This window comes from Pseudomonas sp. MB-090624, from assembly GCF_003205245.1.
GTDB classification, from domain to species: Bacteria; Pseudomonadota; Gammaproteobacteria; order Pseudomonadales; family Pseudomonadaceae; genus Aquipseudomonas; species Aquipseudomonas juntendi.
Genome location: NZ_QJRK01000013.1, coordinates 1 through 17,668, shown reverse-complemented (window position 1 = coordinate 17,668; position 17,668 = coordinate 1). Strand labels below are relative to the sequence as shown.

The window sequence follows — 17,668 nt, the reverse complement described above, 5'->3', positions numbered from 1 at the left end:
CCGCGGTCAGCGGCTGCACGACTGAGCAAGCCCTTGCAAGTTATTGAATTGTTTGCCCCTGCTTGTGGTCCAACACTTGCGCTAGGGTCATAGGCTCTGTACACCTTCGTCTACAGCCTGGTCCGTGACCTGTACCAGCGTCACATGTCGGTGAGCAGCGGCTGCCGACATTGCCAGGATTATGACGCTCCCACAGAGGTGGATCATGAATAAAGAGGGGGTTGCCGCACCGTCGGCATTGAATACCCGTTCTGAATTACTCTCTATTGCAGATGATTCCTCGGAAAAATTGCGACTTGTGCTGGAGGCAGCCGCTATTGTCGGTACCTGGGTCTGGGATATTCCCAACGATCGGGTCACTGCAGACGAGCGTTTCTCCCGTTCGTTCGGCATTCCTGCGCAGCAGTGTCAGGCCGGTATCCCCTTGGCTGAAGCGTTTTCGGCGATTTACCCCGATGACCGTGAGCGGGTGCATCAGGATATCCAGCGGGCAGTGGCCAACGGCGGCGCGTTTCGCTGTGAATACCGCGTGCGTAACGAGGACGGTGTCTACCACTGGATCGAAGCCAACGGCCATGCCGAGCTGGACCATAGCGGGCGAGCCGTGCGGTTCCCGGGTGTGCTCATGGACATCGAAGCGCGCAGGGCCGCCGAAGCGGAACGCGATCGGGTCTCGGCGCTGTTGCGCACATTCACGGCCGCCGTGCCGGGTGTGGTCTACGCCAAGGATCTCGACGGCAGGATGCTGATTGCCAACCACGGCGCGACGCAGCTGATTGGCAAACCGCCCGAATTCTACCTGGGCAAGACCGACCTGGAATTTCTGGAAGACAAGGACCAGGCGCGCCAGGTGATGGAAACGGATCGGCTGGTGATGGGCAGCGGCAAGACCGTGCAGGTTGAAGAGCGGGTCGACATGCCCGATGGCTCGGCAACCACCTGGTTGTCAGTCAAGGCCCCGCTGGTCGATGAAGCCGGGCAGATCATCGGCCTGATCGGCTCATCGATTGACGTTTCCGGGCGCAAGCAGGCGGAAGCTGAACTGCTGGAGCTGAACCGCACGCTGGAAAAGCGGGTCAGCGAAGCGGTTGCCGAGCGTGAGGCGGCGCAGGAGGCACTGCGCCAGGCGCAAAAAATGGAAGCCATCGGTCAGCTCACTGGTGGCATCGCCCACGATTTCAACAACCTGCTGGCAGGCATCATTGGCAGCCTTGACCTTGCCCGGATGCGCGGCAAGGCTGGGCGCACTGCAGACGTTGAGCGCTACCTCGAAGTCGCGCACCGGGCGGCGCAGAAGGCCGCAGCGTTGACCCACCGGTTACTGGCGTTTTCCCGTCGGCAGCCGTTGCTGCCCGTGCGCACCGATGTCAATGAGCTGGTCGAGGGTCTGAAGGACCTTATCAGCCGCACGGTCGGACCGTCGATTGCCCTCAAGGTCAATCTGAACGCGCAGTTGGCCACGTGCCTGGTTGATCCGGTACAGGTCGAAAACTCCCTGTTGAACCTTTGCATCAATGCCCGCGATGCCCTGGCGCAGAAGCCTGGCACGATCACGATCGCCACAGCCAACCATACCTTGGAGGCAGGCCCTGGGCTGGATACCGAACTGCAGCCAGGCGAGTATCTGACCATCAGCGTCACCGACAACGGCATGGGCATGTGTGCAGATACGCTCGCCAAGGCGTGCGAGCCGTTCTTCACCACCAAGTCGATAGGCGAAGGCACTGGGCTGGGCTTGTCGATGGTCTACGGTTTTGCCAAGCAGTCGGGTGGCCAGGTAAGGATCAGTTCTGAGGAGGGGGTAGGGACGCGGGTTGAATTGTCCCTGCCGGCAGAGAGGGGCCAGCCGCAGTTGGCGGGCCGCGCAGCACTCGAGCATGGCCTGTGTGGCCGGTGGTCTGACCGTACTGTACTGGTCGTTGACGATGAACCCTCCGTGCGCCTGTTCGTCAGTGATGTGCTCGGTGGTTTGGGGTGTACGGTCATCGAGGCGGCTGATAGCCAGGCTGGCTTGCAGCTGTTGTCTTCCGACACGCGCATCGATTTGCTGGTAACGGATGTCGGGCTGCCTGGCCGCATTGACGGTCTTCAGATGGCGTCGTCCAGCCGCCAGATTCGCAAGGCGCTGCCCGTTATCTTCATGACGGGTTTCACCAACCCGGGATTGTTCGAGCACGAGCTCCTGCGCGACCCATCGGCTTTACTGACCAAGCCTTTCGCCGTAGACGAGCTGGTGGCCAGGGTACATGCGATGCTGGGCGCGCAGCCCGAACGATAATGCCGGGGTTGGCAGGGCGGCTCTGCCCTCAAAGAATCGGTTTACCACCTGTCACGGCATAGCGCGACCCGCTGATGTAGCTGGCTTCGTCAGATGCCAGCAGCACGTAGATCGGCGCAACCTCGACGGGTTGCCCAGGGCGCCCCATGGGGTAGCCGGAGCCGAAGTTCCGGACCGCCTCGTCGGGCATGGTCGCCGGAATCAACGGGGTCCAGATGGGCCCCGGAGCTACGCTGTTCACGCGAATGCCCTTTTTGCCCAGCAACTGCGCCAGGCCGGCCGTGAAGTTGGCGATGGCACCTTTGGTCGCCGCATACGGCAGCAAGCTGGGGGAGGGGTCGTCGGAGTTCACCGAACTGGTATTGATGATCGAGCTGCCCTTGGGCATGGAAGGCAACGCCGCCTTGCAAATGCGGAAAATGGCGGTGATGTTGATATCGAAGGTTTTCACCCATTCATCATCGTCAATTTCCTCCAGGGTTTCGTGGGCCATCTGGAACGCGGCATTGTTCACCAGGACATCGATGCGGCCAAACCGCTCGACGGTCTTGGCCACGATGGCCTGGCAGTGTTGCTTGTGCGCCAGGTCACCAGGCAGCAGCAGGCATTGACGGCCTGCCGCCTCGACCCAGCGTGCGGTTTCCTGCGCATCCTCATGCTCGTCGAGGTAGCTGATGGCAACATCTGCACCTTCCCGGGCATAAGCGATGGCCACCGCCCGGCCGATGCCACTGTCGGCCCCTGTAATCAGGGCGATCTTGCCTGCAAGCCGGCCATGGCCGGTATAGGACTGCTCGCCGCAATCCGGGTATGGCTCCATCTTGCGCTGCGTACCAGGAACGCTCTGCGGTTGAGACGGGAACGGCGGGGTAGGGTAGTCGCGCATGGTAAAAGCTCCTGCAGTTGAGAATGCTCATACCGGTTCGAGGAGGCTGGTACCTGCGCGTTGGTTCCAATGCGCCGAGGAAGCGACGAGCGGTGCCACCCCTGCTCGTGAACCAAGGCGCGATTGCTTCGCGCTCCGGTCAGAAGCTTTCCAGCACGATCTTGCCCCGGGCCTTGCCGCTCTCGATGACAGCGTGCGCACGCCGGAGGTTCTCGGCATTGATTGCACCGAAGTGCTCGCCCAGGGTTGTCCGCAGCACGCCCTTGTCGACCAGGCTGGAGACGCGTTCGAGCAGATGATGTTGCTTGATCATGTCGTCGGTCTGGTACAGCGAGCGGGTGAACATGAGCTCCCAGTGCAGCGACAGTGACTTGCGCTTGAGGGGCACCACATCCAGCTGCGCCGGATCGTCGATCAGCGCCAGCTTGCCTTGTGGGCGAAGCACTTCTACCAACTGGTCCAGGTAGGTATCGGTGTGCGTCAGGCTGATCACATAATCCACGCACTCGAGTTCATGCGCTGCAAGCTGAGCGGCGATCGGCCGGGTGTGGTCGATGACATGATCCGCACCCAGTTCCTCGATCCACTGTTGGCTTTCAGCCCTGGAGGCGGTACCGATCACCGTCAATTGCGTAAGCTTGCTGGCAAGCTGGATCAGGATGGAGCCCACCCCGCCGGCAGCGCCGACCACCAGCAGGCTTTGCCCTTGGCCAGCCTGCTCTGCGATGCCCAGGCGGTCAAACAGCAATTCCCAGGCGGTGATGGAGGTCAACGGCAACGCCGCAGCATCAGCGTTATTCAGACTACGGGGCTTGTGCCCGACGATACGCTCGTCAACTACATGCAGCTCGCTGTAGCTGCCCGGGCGGTCGATGGCGCCGGCGTAGAACACTTCGTCGCCGGGCCGGAACAACGTCACTTCAGGGCCCACCTCGCGCACAACCCCTACAGCGTCCCAGCCGAGCACCTGTGGCTGTTGGCCGCCACGGCTTGCCCGTATTTTCGTATCGACCGGGTTTACCGCAATGGCCTTGACCTCGACCAGCAGATCCCTGGCACCCGCCTGGGGCGGGGGCAATTCTGTGTCGTAGAGCGATTGTGGGTCCTGAATGGGCAAACCGGGTTGGGTATAGACGACGGCTTTCATGGGTTGTATCCAGAGGCTGGGAAAGTGGGTGCAGGCTAAGCCTTTCAATTGATTGGAAAAACAGCCTGCATGAAGCAAGACTTTCTCTGCAGGCGTGAAAATGCATTGAGGGCCTCGCGACCCGGCCCCGGTTTGCGCTTGCCCTGATGGGGCTGTGAAGTGATCAGACATTCACTTCACTGAATAGATAATGTGCGAATTCTGGAGAATCAGAATAAATAATCGAAAATCTTTTCAGCGGTGGCGTTTTTAGGCAGCACATTCCCCGGCGGGCGCATCATCATATTGACCAGCATGTGGCCTTACACGGGCCGCTTGCCTGCGGGGTGAACCTCACCCCAATCGAACCTCCCAAAAGGAACGCCATCGTGCACCACGTCAAATATGACCTGTCCGAAGCCCAGACCAGCCTTGAGTACATCCTCGAACAAGTCATCTATGGCACGGTGGTTGTCATCGTGCGCAATGGTATTGAAATTGCCCGGGTTACCGCGGTGGAAGGTTTGAGCCAGCGTGCTACGCGGCCCATGGCCACCCCGTATGAGCTGTAGCAACGCTGCAGGGGGCGCCACCCACCGGCTGAACAGGCACAGCGCTGCTGCACGCCTCGTCATAATATGCACCGCCCCCTGAATTTACCGCGTAAAGTGACCATTGAAGTCCAGCCCTACGCTGGCGCAGCGGGGCGAGCACTGGCGCGCGTATATCGATTAGCGGCTATCGTAGGAGGGCGGTAAGCGAACCGCCTTCGCTGCGTATGGAGGCTGGACGCGTTCCTGCACACTACAAAGGGAACCCTATGCAGCAGCTACCTACGGACGAAACGATCCGTGCAGCCTTGAATCGAACCCATGCACGCCTTCACCGACAACATGAGCTGGTTGTCGAGTTTGGCGTGGTGTCGTTGCAGGTCACAGAACTCGACCTGCTGCTGACGCGCGCCTGTGAAGTGGTTGCCGAGGGCATGAATACGCGCTACGCCAAGGTGCTCCAGCCTGAATTGGACGGCGACGGTTTCGTCCTGTCCCATGGGGTTGGCTGGGATGCTGCAGACATCGGCAGGGCTACCGTGGGTGCAGATGAAGCCAGCCCGGCAGGGTATGCGCTGGCCACCTACAGGCCGGTACTGTCGAACCATCTGGGCATGGAAAATAGGTTCCGCACCCCTGAGCTGCTGAAAAAATACGGTATCGAGCGCGCGATCAATGTACCGATTCGCGGTGTACTCGGCCCATTCGGCGTGCTTGAGGCCGACAGCAGCAATGGTGAGGATTTCGTGGAAAGCGACCTGGTGTTCCTGGAAGGGATCGCTACCGTCATTTCACTGGCTGCCGAACGGATTGCCGCAGGGGTCGAGGCGCCTCACCCCGACCCCTATTCCGAGACGATCCTCAATGCCAGCCCTGACTGGGTGGAGATCATGTCTGCCGACGGGCACATCGAATTCATGAACGAAGCTGGCCTGACCTTCATGAACACCAGCGCTGCCGAAGTCACAGGCCAGCGCTGGCATGAGCTGTGGCCAGAGGAATCGAGGTCGATTGTGTGGGAGGCGCTGGGTAAAGTCGGCGCTGGCGAGACCATTCGCTTTGAAGCGTACTGCCCTTTATCGCCCACTGAGCCGAAATGGTGGGATGTGACGGTGGCGCCGATCATGGCCGTGGATGGTCAGGTTGAACGGGTGATCGCCGTGTCGCGGGACATCACCGCACGGCATCAGTACGAGGCCCAACTGCTGTCACTGATTGAGGCGCAGAACACTCGGCAAGACCGCAGCGACCTCTACCTGGAGGAGATTCATCATCGGGTCAGGAACAGCCTGCATCTGGTGAACACACTATTGCTGTTGCAGGCAAACCTGGCAGCTGACGCGGCGGTCAAGCTGCAGCTCGAAACAGCGGCTGGTCGGGTAGTCACCATTGCCAGTGTTCACGAGCGGCTGTACCAGGCCGCTGAAGATCAAGGCGTGCATGCTGCAGATTACCTGAACGCATTGCTCGAGGATTTGGGCAAGGCCTTGGCAGACCGCAAGATCGTTCTGGAGGCAGATGATTTCGTACTGCCGCCTGAACGTATGGCGCCCCTGGGCCTGGTCATCTCCGAGCTGATCACCAACGCGCTCAAGTACGGCAAAGGCACCATTGACGTGCTGGTCAAGCATGCAGGCGACCATGCACTGCTCACTGTTCGCGATGAAGGTGATGGCTTCCCGGACAACTACCCCAAGCCGACGGGCACCGGCCTGGGTATGCGCTTGGTCAAAAGCTATTCCGGGTATGGTAGCGCCGCGGTGACCATTGACCGCCAGGCCAGCAAGAGCTGTATTCATGTCCGCTTCAAGCTCTAGCCTTGCCGGTGTTGGCAGCCTGCTTTATCGACTGCGCAAGGTGTCCAGGGCCGGCGACCAGACGCCATGGCCACAACGTTCGCAGCAGCGCGTATCTTCAGCCTCATGGTAGGTCGCAAAGCCGCAGCCTACGCAGCTGTATAGCCCGGCCGCGGGCGGCGAGCTGTATTCGGGCCGGTGTTCGGCAGGCAGCACGGACAAGCCCGGGCGGGTATCCTCGGCAGTGTAGAAATACAGGCTGAGGTCGCCATCGGTCTCCAGCAGGCCCAAACGGACTTGCCCCAGGTGCTCCACGCCTTGTTGGCGCAGCTCCATGAACAGTTCACTGGCTGAAATGTTCAGGTTACGCAGCGAATGGACCTCGTACATGCCGTCCTTGACCACGGTGATGGGCAGGCCATCAATCCACGCCTCGCAGGTCTTGCTTCGCTTCATGAGGTAGATGGTGCCGCGGTACAGCACGAGCAGGGTAATGAACACCAGGGCTACCGGCAGAAGCGGCACATCCTCGTAGAATGTCACGTCGCCCGCCGCAGACCCCAGGGTCAGAATCACCACCAGTTCAAAGCGCGATAGCTGCTTGATCCCGCGGCGCCCGCTGAACTTGAGAAAGCAGAACACAGCGAGAAAGGCGGCCAATACCCGAGCGGCGACTTCCAGGAGAAAGGTGACCGGAAGTTCGCCGAGCAACATCCTGTGCAGATCGAATGTGACCATACTTGTCTTTTCCCGTCCGTTAAGCCCTCAATGTGGGCCGAATCACGCCTGGCACGCGCTTATCGGCGGCTGGCATGAACCGCCGCCCAGCGCAGTGCCAGAGGTCTGTCAGGCGTTCGACCGCAGGTAACCTCGCAATGCTCCGTGCGCAGCGGCCCGCGGCAATCGTTCAGCGGGCTGATTACCTTTATTCGCTGGCCTCCAGTTTCGCCCATTGGCGGTAGGCCGCTTTCAGGCTGGCAGGCAAGCAGGGCGGATCACCCTCGATTTTACTGTGTGCCGGGTGGCTGCCCTTCCATTCCATCAGCCACGCGATCAGCGCTGGGCGCGTACCGGGGCAGGGGCCAACCTGCTGCTCGAGGGCATCGGCGATGGGGCCGAGGGTTTCGATGTAGTGGTCGAGTTTGGCGAGCGGGTCGTCCATGCTAGTGAACCTCTATCGATTGCGCAGCAGCGGTGCTGCTGCCATCAGCGTATCTAGCATGGCACGGTCAGGGCTTGCAGTCTTCCATTGGCAGGCTCGCCTTTCTCCAGCGCCAGCAGGGCCGGCATGTCGGGTGTTTCCACCAGCTTGCCGCGCAGGTTGACGATACCTTGCCTGACGGTGAGGGCGTTGCGATGGGATCAGGTTGTGCCTGGCGTCCGGCAACCGGTTGATCTGCGTCAAATACCCGCGTTGTGATGAATGCCGTTGTCGTGAGCGCGTCAGTTGACAAACGTCAAGTCTGCCGAGCATGGCTGAACGATGCTGCGAGCACGTAACGCAACCGCCGAGGTGGGCCATGCAAACCCCGCAAAGACTGCTGTTGATAGCATCGCCGCTGATGCGCCGGACCCCCGTCTACGACCGCGCCGCCGCGCTGGCCAAGGCCAAGGGCAGGGCGCTGCATATCGTGGCGTTCGACTATGTGGAAGGCCTTGCAACCCCAGGCCTGGTCAATGAACCTGGCGGCAATGCGCGAAAGCTATGTGCAGCAGCACCGCGACTGGCTCGAAGCCCAGGCGCAACCGATGCGCCGCAGCGGTGTCACCGTGACCACCGAAGTGCTGTGGGTGCAGCACCCGCTCGACGAGATCCTGGTGCACCTGCGCGAACAGCCGTTCGCCATGCTGATCAAGGCCTTCGAGCATGAGCCTTGGTGGGCACGCGCCATGTTCACTTCCCTGGATATACAACTTGGATATACAACTGCTGCGCGAAACCCGCATCCCGCTGCACCTGGTGCACAAGGCAAGCCATGCGTTGCCCCGCACCATCCTGGCGGCGGTGGACTTGTCCAGGCCAGAGGATCAGATCGAGGGTTTCAATGACCAGATCATCTTCGACTCCAACTTGGCGCACACACTTCATGAAGCCCAGAGCGATGCCTTCCAGGCGCTGGCCGAGCGCAACGGCATAGCGGCCGAGCACCGCCATATGCGCATCGGTGACCCGGCCAAGGCGCTGGCCCTGTTCATGGACAACCATGACACCGACGTGCTGGTGATGGGCAGCTATCACCACCGCGGTATTGGCTGGTTCATTGGCAGTACGGCCGAACGGGTACTGCATCGCTTGTCGTCCAGTGTGCTGGTGATCTCGCCCGAGCGTTCTCAAGGTTGACTTGGCAGTTGTGATGGGCTGCACGACAGCACCTGCGGTGCGTTGGCACAGACACTGTTCGCGACCGTCAATGGAGGCTGCCTGCCAGCAATGCCATAATGACGACGTCGGTGTTTCCCTTACGTGGCATTCTTCGAGGCGCTGTGCATGAACGATTTCACCCCTTGGACGGCGCTGGCAGGCGGCGCCTTGATCGGCCTGGCTGCTGCGCTGTTTGCCGTGGCCAATGGGCGTATCGCGGGTATCAGCGGCCTGCTCGGGTCGTTGCTGCAACGTGGCGGGGAGGGGCGTGGCGAGAAAGCGTCATTCCTGCTTGGCATCTTCGCCGCGCCGTTGCTGTGGCAACTGTTTACGGCCCTGCCGACTGCGCACTTTACGGTTTCGCCCGGGTGGCTGGTGGTCGCCGGGTTGCTGGTCGGCCTCGGCACCCGTTACGCCGCAGGCTGCACCAGCGGCCATGGTGTGTGTGGCCTTTCCCGATTGTCGCCGCGCTCGGCAGTAGCAACGCTGAGTTTCATGGTGGCCGGGTTTGCCACCGTCTATATCCTTCGTCATGTGCTGGCAGGTAACTGACATGCAGCGGCTCAGTGGTTTTCTGGCTGGCGTGTTGTTCGGCCTGGGGTTGTTGCTATCCGGCATGGCAAACCCCGCGAAAGTGCTCGGGTTTCTCGACCTGGCCGGGCGCTGGGATGCCTCGCTGGCGCTGGTCATGGTTGGCGCCATCGGCATCGCTTTGCTGCCCATGACCTGGGCGCGGCGGCACAGCGTGGCGTTGCTGGGTGGCCGGATGCAGTTGCCGACGCGGCGCGACATCGACCGGCGGCTGGTGGGCGGCAGCCTCATGTTTGGGGTCGGCTGGGGGATCGCTGGCATCTGCCCGGGCCCGGCACTGGTGCTGCTGGTTGGCGGCTACTGGCAAGCCTGGCTGTTCGTGGCGGCCATGCTCGTGGGCATGGTGGTATTCAGCGCCGTGGAAGCGTCACGCCGCTGAATTGACAGGCGCGCCCACGCGCCTGCGCCGACTAGTTTGCGGGAACGAGGATCACGAAGTTCTTTTTCATGTCCTCCAGCACAGTCCACTTGCCTTTGGCGCCGGGCTCGATGATGAACGTGTCGCCAGCGGCGAGGGTGGCCGGCGCACAGCCGTCGAGCTCGATCACGCAGCGCCCGCTCAACACATGGCAGAATTCCCAGACTTTGTAGTCGATACGCCACGCTCCGGTACTGGCCTCCCATTCGCCGGAAATACGACCTTGCTGTTCATCGTGGTAGTACTTGGACGTCAGCGTGTGCGGGTCGCCTTCCACCACCTCTTCGAAGAAGGGCACGTCGCGCACCGGTTGGATATCCATTTCGCGGAACACGGTCAGTTTCTGGGTCATGGTTATTTCTCGTGCAGGTTGGGGGTTAGGGCGATACATCAAATAGGCTTCGCCGGTGACGGCGAGCATCGGGTGCGGCACGATCTGGCAGGTTTTCACGATCTTGAAGCCATGACGCTCGTAGAAGCGCCGTGCACCGTGGTTTTGCGCGTAGTCGATCAGGCACAGGCCCTGCAAGCCGAGGTCCTCGGCGCGTTGCTGGGCGTGGCGAAGGAACTGCACGCCCAGGCCCTGGCTGCGCCAGGCCTCATCCAGGGCCAGGCTGGAGATGTACAGGGTGTCGGGTATTTCCATGTCGGCGTAAGGCGCGAGTACCGGGTCTGTCTCGACCTGCCGGTCAGGGGCCGCATGCAGTGCATAGCTGTGCATCATGCCGATGACGCGACCTTCGCAGGTGGCCATCAGGCAATTCCTGTATGAAAAATCGCCCTGTTCCCTGGCATAGCGAGCCGCGCCCACACTCAGCAATGCTTCTCCCGGCGCGGCCAGCTTGCTCCATATGTAATCGGCCATGCCTTCTGATGTCAGTTGAAAGAAGCGCGCGATATCGGGCGCGTCCGAGGCCTCGGCAGGTCTGAAGTGGGTAAGCATGTCCAGGGCTTCCATGGGATCGGGTGGTGGGGTGGCGGGTTTACACCGTTGACCGGGGGAGGGTAGGTGCTTTGCAGGGCGGGCATGATGCTCCAGGCGAACACTGTCGGCACAATGCGCGACGGCACGAACATGCACTTGGGTGCATCTGCCCGCCAGGACGTTCTCCCAGTCATCAATGCCCGAGACAGCTGCAGCATCAGATCGCGACCTCACCCTCGACGGGGGCCGCCCCCGGCGGGGCTGGCGCTGTTCGCCCTGGACCTGGAGGGCTACCGCACGCCGTGTGACGCGGTGTTGCATGACGCTCGCTGGCTGGGCCCGGCACTGGCGCCCCGTCGGCGCGAGTTCGCCGGTGGCAGGGTGTGTGCGGCGGCGGCGCTGGGGGCGCTGGGCCATGAGCAGGGTTGGTTGCCGATTGCCCGGCCTTATCGTTACGCGCGTTTTCCGCTGGGCACCGTGGGGTCGATATCGCACACCCGGAAGCTGGCGCTGGCGTGCGTGGCCGATGCCGGGCTGTGTCTTGGCCTGGGCATCGATATCGAGGACATGGTCGGCTACCCGGAATTGTCCGAGATGGCCGAGCATGCCATGCACCCGGAGGAACGGGAGCGTTTCCAGCGGATGCGGGGTGACGAGGCGCTGCGGTTCTTCTACCTGTGCTTCAGTGCCAAGGAAGCCTTCTACAAGGCAGTATTTCCGCTTTGCCACGTGGAGCTGGAAATGGACGAAGCGCAATTGACCGACTGGGACGACCAAGGGCGTTTCGAGCTGGCGCTGCGTTCGCAGCGCCTGGGAGAAAGGTTTTCCGATGGCCATGTGTTTCACGGTAGCTGGGCCGTGCAGGGCGAGACGCTGTACGTGCTGCTGACCATCGATCACGCGGCGTCGACGCGACCGCGCGCCGGCTGAGCAACGCCCGACGGGTGGGCTGTTGTAGGGGCCTGGGAGGCGTGGTAGTGTCTTTTTACATACATTCTGTATGTATGATGCCGGCAGGGCACCTACGCCTTGTCGCAGGGAAGTTCGAATCATCCGTGGGCGCCACCGGGCCTCGTGTCATCGGCGACGCCTGATTTTCATTCAAGGGATCTGCAATCATGAGCGCATCTGCAAACACCGCCAGTGCACCGAACGTCCGCCACCCCTGGCTGGCGGTCGCGGCCGTCGGGCTCGCCACGTTCTCCGTGGTCACCACTGAAATGCTGCCGGTCGGCCTGCTGACCACCATCGTCGAAACGCTGGGTACCACGACGGGCACCGCTGGTCTGATGATCACCTTGCCAGCCTTGCTGGCGGCCTTCTTCGCACCGCTGGTGGTGATGGCCGCGGGCAATCTGGACCGCCGCTGGATTCTCTGCGGCCTGCTGGGCTTGCTGGTGGTCGCCAATGTCGCCTCGGCGTTGGCGTCGAGCATGGCCTGGATGTTGGCCGCGCGGGTGCTGGTCGGGTTCTGCATGGGCGGGATCTGGGCCATTGCCGGCGGCCTGGCCGCACGCCTGGTACCTGGGCAATCGATCGGCCTGGCCACTTCGATCATTTTCGGTGGGGTGGCGGCCGCCTCGGTGCTGGGCGTGCCGCTGGGGGCGCTGATCGGTGACTTCGCCGGCTGGCGTTGGGCGTTCGGCAGCATGGCGATACTCAGTGCCCTGGTGTTGCTGATTCACCTGGCGGTCATCCCGTCATTGCCGGTGCACGGCTCGGTGACACTGCGCCAGTTCGCCGAGCAACTGGGCAATCGCAAGCTCCAGGCGGGCCTGGGACTGACCCTGTTGCTGGTGGCCGGGCACTTCATGGCGTTCACGTTCGTGCGCCCATTACTGCTCTCGGTATCCGGTTTCGACCCGCAGTGGATCGGCGCCTTGCTGTTCGCCTATGGCATCGCCGGCATCATCGGCAATTTCCTGGCCGGCATCATCGCTGCGCGACGCACCACGCTCACCCTGGTGGCCATCGCCGTCGGGCTGCTGCTGACCCCGCTACTGTTTCTCGGCATCGGTGCCAATCAGTTCGGTGGCAGCCTGGTGCTGTTGGCCTGGGGGCTTGCCTATGGCGGGGTGTCGGTGGGTCTGATGACCTGGATGATGAAGGCGGCGCCCGCCGCGGTGGAAATTGCCACGGCACTGTACGTCGGCGTATTCAACGTCGGCATTTCGCTGGGGTCCTGGGCAGGCGGGCAGACCGTCGATGGCCTGGGCCTGACCACCAACCTGTGGCTGGCGGCCGGCTTGGCCGCACTGGGGTTGCTGCTGGCGCTAAGCATGGGCGGGCACAAGCCCGAAGCGCTGGCCGCCCAGGCCAATGCCGCAAAATGACGCACGGCCCGGGCGGCGTCACGCCCGGGCGTTCCACACCATGTACGTGCACGTCTCCCGTCGCAGGAGAGGCGTGCTCGCGCCTGGAAGGTCTTTACAGAATTGGGGAGAGGGCATGAGGGGTACACGGATGTTCACCCGCACACTGGCGGAGTCGCGCACGGTCAGTGCCGAGGGCGCGCCCGCTGGGCAGCGGCCGGCGCCACAACAGCCGTACTCCAGTGTGTCGCTGGGATATGCGCCCCTGACCGAACAACGTATGTGGGGCATGACCGCCCTCGACCAGTTGTACTGCCGCATCCAGTTCAAGCGGATGCACTACGTCGGTGACTTTACCCCGCTGAGCACCCGCAAGAGCCTGATGTACCCCGGCTACTACGGCGGCATCAACTGGGGCGGTGGCGCGGTCGACGAAGCCTCTGGCCTGTTGCTGGTCAATGACATCCGCATCGCCCACTGGGCACAGTTCATCGAACACGAGAAGGCCCTGGCGGCCGGCTACAACCCCACCGGCGCATCGGGCAACTATGCCGAGCAGCGCGGCGCACCCTATGGCGTCATCCACGGCATGTTCACCTCGCCGTTGGGCGTGCCTTGCATCGCCCCGCCCTACGGGACCCTGACCGCGATCGACCTGAACTCAGGGCAGATCGCTTGGCAGGTGCCCATGGGCAGCACCGAGGATACGCCGCTGCCTGGAGGGCTGCCGGGGCTGGCGATGCCCATCGGCATGCCCACCATGGGCGGGCCGCTGATCACCCAGGGAGGGCTGGTGTTCTTCTCAGGCTCCATGGACCACTACCTGCGAGCCATGGACAGCCGCACTGGTCATGTGCTGTGGAAGGGCCGACTGCCCGTCGGCAGCCAGGCTACCCCGATCAGCTACCAGGGCAACCGCAGCGGGCGCCAGTATGTGGTGGTGACCGCTGGCGGCGCCCAAGGCCCCGGCAAGGCGCGTGGCGACTACGTCATCGCCTACCGCCTGCCCTGACCGATAACCGGGGCCGGCAGTCGGCCCCATTCGACCCTTGCACTCGGCCTGGCCGAGGGAGCGCGATTCATGAACGCAGAAATTTTCGAACTGGGTGACATCCAGCTGCAGTCCGGCCGGTGCCTGCGCCAAGCCAGGCTGGCCTACCAGACCTACGGTGAACTCAATGCCGCAAAGGACAATGTCATCGTCTACCCGACGTCGTTCGCCGCCACCCATGACGACACCGCGTGGCTGATCGGCGAAGGCCGGGCTCTGGACCCGAACAAGTACTTCATCGTCGTGCCTGACGCGTTCGGCAATGGTGTGTCCAGTTCCCCCAGCAACACGCCGGCGCCGCACAACGGCAATCGCTTCCCGCACATCACCGTGCATGACAACGTGATCCAGCAGCAGCGCTTGCTGAGCGAACGCTTCGGCATCGGCAAGATCCGCCTGGCCATCGGTTGGTCGCTGGGCGGTTCCCAGGCGTTCGAGTGGGCGGCGGCCTATCCTGACCAGGTCGATCGGCTGTTCACCTTCCAGAGCGCTGCACGGACGTCGCGGCACTTCCAGGTATTCTTCGACAGCGTGCGGGCCGCGATCGAACTCGACCCGGCCTTCGACCAGGGCTTCTATGACCAGCCGCCGCACCGTGGCCTGCGGGTCGCGGCGCGTATCTATGCCGGCTGGGGCTTCTCCCAGGCGTTCTACCGTGAACGCCTGGACCAGCGGGTGCTGGGTTATGCCTCGCTCGAGGACTTCCTGATCGACTTCTGGGAGGGCTGGTTCCTCAAGCGTGATGCCAACGACCTGCTCGCCCAGCTGTGGATGGGGCAGCATGCGGACATCAGTGCCAACCCGCGCTATCGCGGCAACATCGACCAGGCACTGGCGGCGATCAAGGCCGACACGGTGATCATGCCGTCGTCCAGCGACCTGTATTTCCCGGTGCTGGATGCCGAGCAGGAGGCTCGCGGCATCGTCCGCGCCGAGTTGCGCGTGCTTGAGTCCGACTGGGGCCATGTGGCCGGTGAGGGCCTGAACGATGCCGATACCCAGGTGATCGAGCGCGCGATCAGCGAGCTGCTCGCACGTTGAGCCCGCGGTGCTGGCGCGCTTGTCACGGCGCCAGCAGGCCGTGAGAATGCCGGGATCGCATCGACGACGATGCTCCCGTCATGCCGCAGAACAAGGAAACCGCCGGATGGCTCGCCGTACCCGTGCCGAAATGGAAGCAACCCGTGCCACCTTGCTGGCCACCGCGCGCCAGCTTTTCGGCGAGCGCGGCTATGCGCAGACCTCGATGGATGACCTGACTGCCCAGGTTCAGCTCACGCGGGGGGCGCTCTATCACCACTTTGGCGACAAGCAAGGCTTGCTGGCGGCCGTGGTGGCGGAACTCGACGCTGAAATGGACGCACGCTTGCGAGCGATCACCGACAGCGCCGAAGATGCCTGGGAGGGTTTCTGCCGGCGCTGCCACGCCTACCTCGAAATGGCCGTCGAACCACCGATCCAGCGCATCGTCCTGCGTGACGCCCGGGCGGTGCTGGGCGGTGCGTCGCCGGATGCGCAACGCCATTGCGTGGACTCGCTGCAACACCTGATCGCCAACCTGATAGAGCAGGGCATTGTCGTGCCTGTCAACCCGCATGCCCTGGCGTCACTGATCTACGGCAGCCTGGCCGAGGCTGCGTTTTGGATCGCCGAGGCCGAAGAGGGCCAGGCACGCCTGGCCGAGGGTGGAGTGGCGTTGAGTTTGTTACTGGATGGCTTGCTGGTAAGGTGACTCGTTCAAAGCTACGGTCAGGTAGACATCCCCATCTTTGTTCCGGGCTGCAATCGTTTTTTGTTCTGTGGTACCTAGTGGCCAGTCGACAGCGCCCCCGCCATCAGCGGACTTGCCGGGTTCGGCAATGGCGCGCAGGAAAGCATCGCTGAGTTTTCGCCGCAGTCCGGGCGTAGGGAGGGAAGTCGTCATGTGCGGGTACTTTTTTCGAAACAGAAAAAGTACCCAAAAACCCGCAGACGCGTTGGAAATGGGCGGAATACGACGGGCGGCATTGGGCTTGAGTTTAAGTTAAGCTAATGTATTTATTGTAATTTCTGGATCTCAGTGGAAGTAAGTCACAAACTATCGGGATCCCCAAAGAACATTTGGACAGGGCTCTAGGGCGGGTTTTGCGGGTGGAAAAAGCAGAAATGTACCCCCAAAAATACCCTCGATACCCCCAGCTGGATGCGCGATCGAGAATGGCGATTTCTGACACGGATCAGGATGGTCGCCGGCGGCTTTTAGTGTACGTCAGACCCGACTCACTAGGCGGTTGCATGGATGATTGGTTGCCTGGGCAGTGCGCCAGGGGCCTCGTGGGATTAACCTGCGTCCGCCTTTCGCGGGCCGCTGTATTTGTTCAAATTGGTCGCCCGGGAAAGCCTGATGCCTGCTTTGCACAACCTGAAGCTGGCTGGACTGTCGGTCGTGCGGCTCGACAGCGCTTTGGTGTGGAGCCTTCGGACCCGTGGTACCGGCTGATCGAAAAAAGCGTCGAACTCTATTCTCAGTTCAACCCGCCCCCTTGCATGGGGTGCAAGGGGTCGAGTGTTCGAATCACTCCGTCCCGACCAAAAAACTCCAAAGAATCCAAGGACTTAGCGGTCCTTGGATTTTTTTATGCCTGTATTTTTTATGTGCCCTCGTTTCTAGGGCACACATAGGGCACAACAGCCTCTGAGGTTGATCCGCTTGTGCCCATCGTGTGCCCTGCTTTGACTACTGCTGCCGGTTTTCAGCGCCTCCATGCGGAAGCGATGCACTTATCCAGTCGGTCGGAAAGACTATAGACGGCATGCGCGCTAACATCTCAAGAGCTGTCGAGACAAGGAGTTGCGCGTGACCATCCTCTACAAATACTACAGTTATGCCGGTGGCAAGGCTGCCATCAGGAGCCAAAACCTAGGGTTCAGGAAGCCCGAATACTTCAACGATCCCTTCGAGCTTACCGCCTTGTCAAACAGCGTTGGCCCAGTCGGCAAGCAGGAAACGCTAAAAGCAAGGATCGACCAATTGAAGGATCAGGTTGCCATTCTATGCATGACTCGCAGTGCGTTAAATCCGCTAATGTGGGCTCATTACGCAGACCAGCATCAGGGCTTTGTGATCGGTTACGATGTTTCAGGCCCATTCCTTAATTCGCCGGAGTACAACCTGATCACGGTTGATTCTGGGGATGTCTTGTACACAAACACCAAAACGCCATTTGCACTGAATCCTGAAAGCATGGAGGCTTTGCAGGGCGTGTTGAATCGCCCCTGCTTTCCTAGACACTCTCCAAGCTCAGGAAATAGCGTTTCTCATACTCTACTGGAGACAGCTGCATAGCACTGCTGTGTCGACGCTTAGGGTTATAGAACATCTCGATGTAATCG

General features: G+C 61.8%; 17 protein-coding genes, 1 tRNA gene and 3 pseudogenes. 13 read left to right on the top strand and 8 right to left on the bottom strand.

The genetic code is table 11. The annotated features are described in order from the left end of the window. The first annotated feature begins 205 nt into the window (after window positions 1-205). Window positions 206-2,278, top strand: a complete 2,073-nt coding sequence (locus DMX12_RS09400; protein WP_177411258.1) for a PAS domain-containing sensor histidine kinase — start codon at window positions 206-208, stop codon at window positions 2,276-2,278. A gap of 28 nt (window positions 2,279-2,306) precedes the next feature. Here the strand turns inward: DMX12_RS09400 and DMX12_RS09395 are convergent, their stop codons facing one another. Both DMX12_RS09395 and DMX12_RS09390 read right to left on the bottom strand, forming a co-directional pair. Next, window positions 2,307-3,164 (bottom strand): SDR family oxidoreductase, encoded by an 858-nt coding sequence (locus tag DMX12_RS09395; RefSeq protein WP_009685514.1) that lies wholly within the window; start codon window positions 3,162-3,164, stop codon window positions 2,307-2,309. Between the two features lie 139 nt (window positions 3,165-3,303). Continuing rightward, window positions 3,304-4,311, bottom strand: coding sequence for a zinc-binding alcohol dehydrogenase family protein (locus DMX12_RS09390; RefSeq protein WP_110677200.1), 1,008 nt, complete (start codon window positions 4,309-4,311; stop codon window positions 3,304-3,306). A gap of 368 nt (window positions 4,312-4,679) precedes the next feature. On the opposite strand from DMX12_RS09390, the gene DMX12_RS09385 reads away from it, so the two are divergent. Both DMX12_RS09385 and DMX12_RS09380 read left to right on the top strand, forming a co-directional pair. Continuing rightward, window positions 4,680-4,862: a hypothetical protein gene (locus DMX12_RS09385; RefSeq protein ID WP_009685512.1), complete on the top strand. Its 183-nt coding sequence runs from the start codon at window positions 4,680-4,682 to the stop codon at window positions 4,860-4,862. A 248-nt stretch (window positions 4,863-5,110) separates the two neighbouring features. Beyond that, window positions 5,111-6,658, top strand: coding sequence for a sensor histidine kinase (locus DMX12_RS09380; RefSeq protein ID WP_110677198.1), 1,548 nt, complete (start codon window positions 5,111-5,113; stop codon window positions 6,656-6,658). A gap of 24 nt (window positions 6,659-6,682) precedes the next feature. Here the strand turns inward: DMX12_RS09380 and DMX12_RS09375 are convergent, their stop codons facing one another. Together DMX12_RS09375 and DMX12_RS09370 are read right to left on the bottom strand one after the other, a co-directional pair. Then, window positions 6,683-7,375, bottom strand: a complete 693-nt coding sequence (locus tag DMX12_RS09375) for a DUF421 domain-containing protein (protein WP_110677196.1) — start codon at window positions 7,373-7,375, stop codon at window positions 6,683-6,685. 187 nt (window positions 7,376-7,562) lie between these two features. After that, window positions 7,563-7,799, bottom strand: a complete 237-nt coding sequence (locus tag DMX12_RS09370; RefSeq protein ID WP_110677194.1) for a hypothetical protein — start codon at window positions 7,797-7,799, stop codon at window positions 7,563-7,565. Window positions 7,800-8,157: 358 nt separating this feature from the next. Here DMX12_RS09370 and DMX12_RS09365 point away from each other — a divergent pair. The 3 genes and pseudogenes from DMX12_RS09365 to DMX12_RS09355 all read left to right on the top strand — a co-directional run bounded on the left by DMX12_RS09365 (window position 8,158) and on the right by DMX12_RS09355 (window position 9,969). Next, window positions 8,158-8,978: pseudogene (locus DMX12_RS09365) on the top strand (universal stress protein). A gap of 147 nt (window positions 8,979-9,125) precedes the next feature. Beyond that, window positions 9,126-9,551, top strand: a complete 426-nt coding sequence (locus tag DMX12_RS09360; protein ID WP_110677192.1) for a YeeE/YedE family protein — start codon at window positions 9,126-9,128, stop codon at window positions 9,549-9,551. 1 nt (window position 9,552) lies between these two features. Then, a complete protein-coding gene (locus tag DMX12_RS09355; protein WP_110677190.1) occupies window positions 9,553-9,969 on the top strand; it encodes a DUF6691 family protein in 417 nt (138 codons plus the stop codon). A gap of 31 nt (window positions 9,970-10,000) precedes the next feature. Here the strand turns inward: DMX12_RS09355 and DMX12_RS29465 are convergent, their stop codons facing one another. Then, window positions 10,001-10,360 (bottom strand): cupin domain-containing protein, encoded by a 360-nt coding sequence (locus tag DMX12_RS29465; RefSeq protein ID WP_177411260.1) that lies wholly within the window; start codon window positions 10,358-10,360, stop codon window positions 10,001-10,003. A 27-nt stretch (window positions 10,361-10,387) separates the two neighbouring features. After that, window positions 10,388-10,966 (bottom strand): annotated as a pseudogene (locus DMX12_RS29460) (N-acetyltransferase family protein); the annotation flags it as partial. Window positions 10,967-11,089: 123 nt separating this feature from the next. Here DMX12_RS29460 and DMX12_RS09345 point away from each other — a divergent pair. The 5 genes from DMX12_RS09345 to DMX12_RS09325 all read left to right on the top strand — a co-directional run bounded on the left by DMX12_RS09345 (window position 11,090) and on the right by DMX12_RS09325 (window position 16,028). Continuing rightward, window positions 11,090-11,863 carry a 4'-phosphopantetheinyl transferase gene (locus DMX12_RS09345; RefSeq protein ID WP_177411257.1) on the top strand — a complete coding sequence of 258 codons (774 nt, stop codon included), beginning with the start codon at window positions 11,090-11,092 and terminating at the stop codon, window positions 11,861-11,863. 188 nt (window positions 11,864-12,051) lie between these two features. Next, the gene (locus DMX12_RS09340; RefSeq protein ID WP_110677187.1) at window positions 12,052-13,266 is read left to right on the top strand and encodes an MFS transporter; all 1,215 of its coding nucleotides are present in this window, start codon (window positions 12,052-12,054) and stop codon (window positions 13,264-13,266) included. 130 nt (window positions 13,267-13,396) lie between these two features. Continuing rightward, on the top strand, window positions 13,397-14,257 hold the full coding sequence (locus tag DMX12_RS09335) for a PQQ-binding-like beta-propeller repeat protein (RefSeq protein WP_177411256.1): 861 nt from the start codon (window positions 13,397-13,399) through the stop codon (window positions 14,255-14,257). A 69-nt stretch (window positions 14,258-14,326) separates the two neighbouring features. Continuing rightward, complete coding sequence (locus DMX12_RS09330; RefSeq protein WP_110677185.1) at window positions 14,327-15,337, top strand: alpha/beta fold hydrolase; 1,011 nt, start codon at window positions 14,327-14,329, stop codon at window positions 15,335-15,337. Between the two features lie 106 nt (window positions 15,338-15,443). Further along, complete coding sequence (locus DMX12_RS09325) at window positions 15,444-16,028, top strand: TetR/AcrR family transcriptional regulator (RefSeq protein WP_047149901.1); 585 nt, start codon at window positions 15,444-15,446, stop codon at window positions 16,026-16,028. Here the strand turns inward: DMX12_RS09325 and DMX12_RS09320 are convergent. Then, complete coding sequence (locus DMX12_RS09320; RefSeq protein ID WP_110677183.1) at window positions 16,002-16,220, bottom strand: hypothetical protein; 219 nt, start codon at window positions 16,218-16,220, stop codon at window positions 16,002-16,004. The two genes, DMX12_RS09325 and DMX12_RS09320, sit on opposite strands and share 27 nt — an antisense overlap. A gap of 534 nt (window positions 16,221-16,754) precedes the next feature. Between DMX12_RS09320 and DMX12_RS29275 the strand changes: the two genes are divergently transcribed. Next, window positions 16,755-16,867, top strand: a tRNA-Ala gene (locus DMX12_RS29275). Window positions 16,868-17,333: 466 nt separating this feature from the next. Further along, a pseudogene (locus DMX12_RS29910) lies at window positions 17,334-17,513 on the top strand (DUF2971 domain-containing protein); the annotation flags it as partial. 46 nt (window positions 17,514-17,559) lie between these two features. Here the strand turns inward: DMX12_RS29910 and DMX12_RS09310 are convergent. Further along, a partial coding sequence (locus DMX12_RS09310; RefSeq protein WP_135192744.1) for an IS3 family transposase occupies window positions 17,560-17,668 on the bottom strand: 109 nt, incomplete at its 5' end.

What these genes read in the sequence shown, in the direction of transcription:
- DMX12_RS09400 (WP_177411258.1), top strand. Translation starts at nt 206, where the DNA reads ATGAATAAAGAGGGGGTTGCCGCACCGTCGGCATTGAATACCCGTTCT.
- DMX12_RS09395 (WP_009685514.1), bottom strand. Translation starts at nt 3,164, where the DNA reads ATGCGCGACTACCCTACCCCGCCGTTCCCGTCTCAACCGCAGAGCGTT.
- DMX12_RS09390 (WP_110677200.1), bottom strand. Translation starts at nt 4,311, where the DNA reads ATGAAAGCCGTCGTCTATACCCAACCCGGTTTGCCCATTCAGGACCCA.
- DMX12_RS09380 (WP_110677198.1), top strand. Translation starts at nt 5,111, where the DNA reads ATGCAGCAGCTACCTACGGACGAAACGATCCGTGCAGCCTTGAATCGA.
- DMX12_RS09375 (WP_110677196.1), bottom strand. Translation starts at nt 7,375, where the DNA reads ATGGTCACATTCGATCTGCACAGGATGTTGCTCGGCGAACTTCCGGTC.
- DMX12_RS09370 (WP_110677194.1), bottom strand. Translation starts at nt 7,799, where the DNA reads ATGGACGACCCGCTCGCCAAACTCGACCACTACATCGAAACCCTCGGC.
- DMX12_RS09360 (WP_110677192.1), top strand. Translation starts at nt 9,126, where the DNA reads ATGAACGATTTCACCCCTTGGACGGCGCTGGCAGGCGGCGCCTTGATC.
- DMX12_RS09355 (WP_110677190.1), top strand. Translation starts at nt 9,553, where the DNA reads ATGCAGCGGCTCAGTGGTTTTCTGGCTGGCGTGTTGTTCGGCCTGGGG.
- DMX12_RS29465 (WP_177411260.1), bottom strand. Translation starts at nt 10,360, where the DNA reads ATGACCCAGAAACTGACCGTGTTCCGCGAAATGGATATCCAACCGGTG.
- DMX12_RS09340 (WP_110677187.1), top strand. Translation starts at nt 12,052, where the DNA reads ATGAGCGCATCTGCAAACACCGCCAGTGCACCGAACGTCCGCCACCCC.
- DMX12_RS09335 (WP_177411256.1), top strand. Translation starts at nt 13,397, where the DNA reads ATGTTCACCCGCACACTGGCGGAGTCGCGCACGGTCAGTGCCGAGGGC.
- DMX12_RS09330 (WP_110677185.1), top strand. Translation starts at nt 14,327, where the DNA reads ATGAACGCAGAAATTTTCGAACTGGGTGACATCCAGCTGCAGTCCGGC.
- DMX12_RS09325 (WP_047149901.1), top strand. Translation starts at nt 15,444, where the DNA reads ATGGCTCGCCGTACCCGTGCCGAAATGGAAGCAACCCGTGCCACCTTG.
- DMX12_RS09320 (WP_110677183.1), bottom strand. Translation starts at nt 16,220, where the DNA reads ATGACGACTTCCCTCCCTACGCCCGGACTGCGGCGAAAACTCAGCGAT.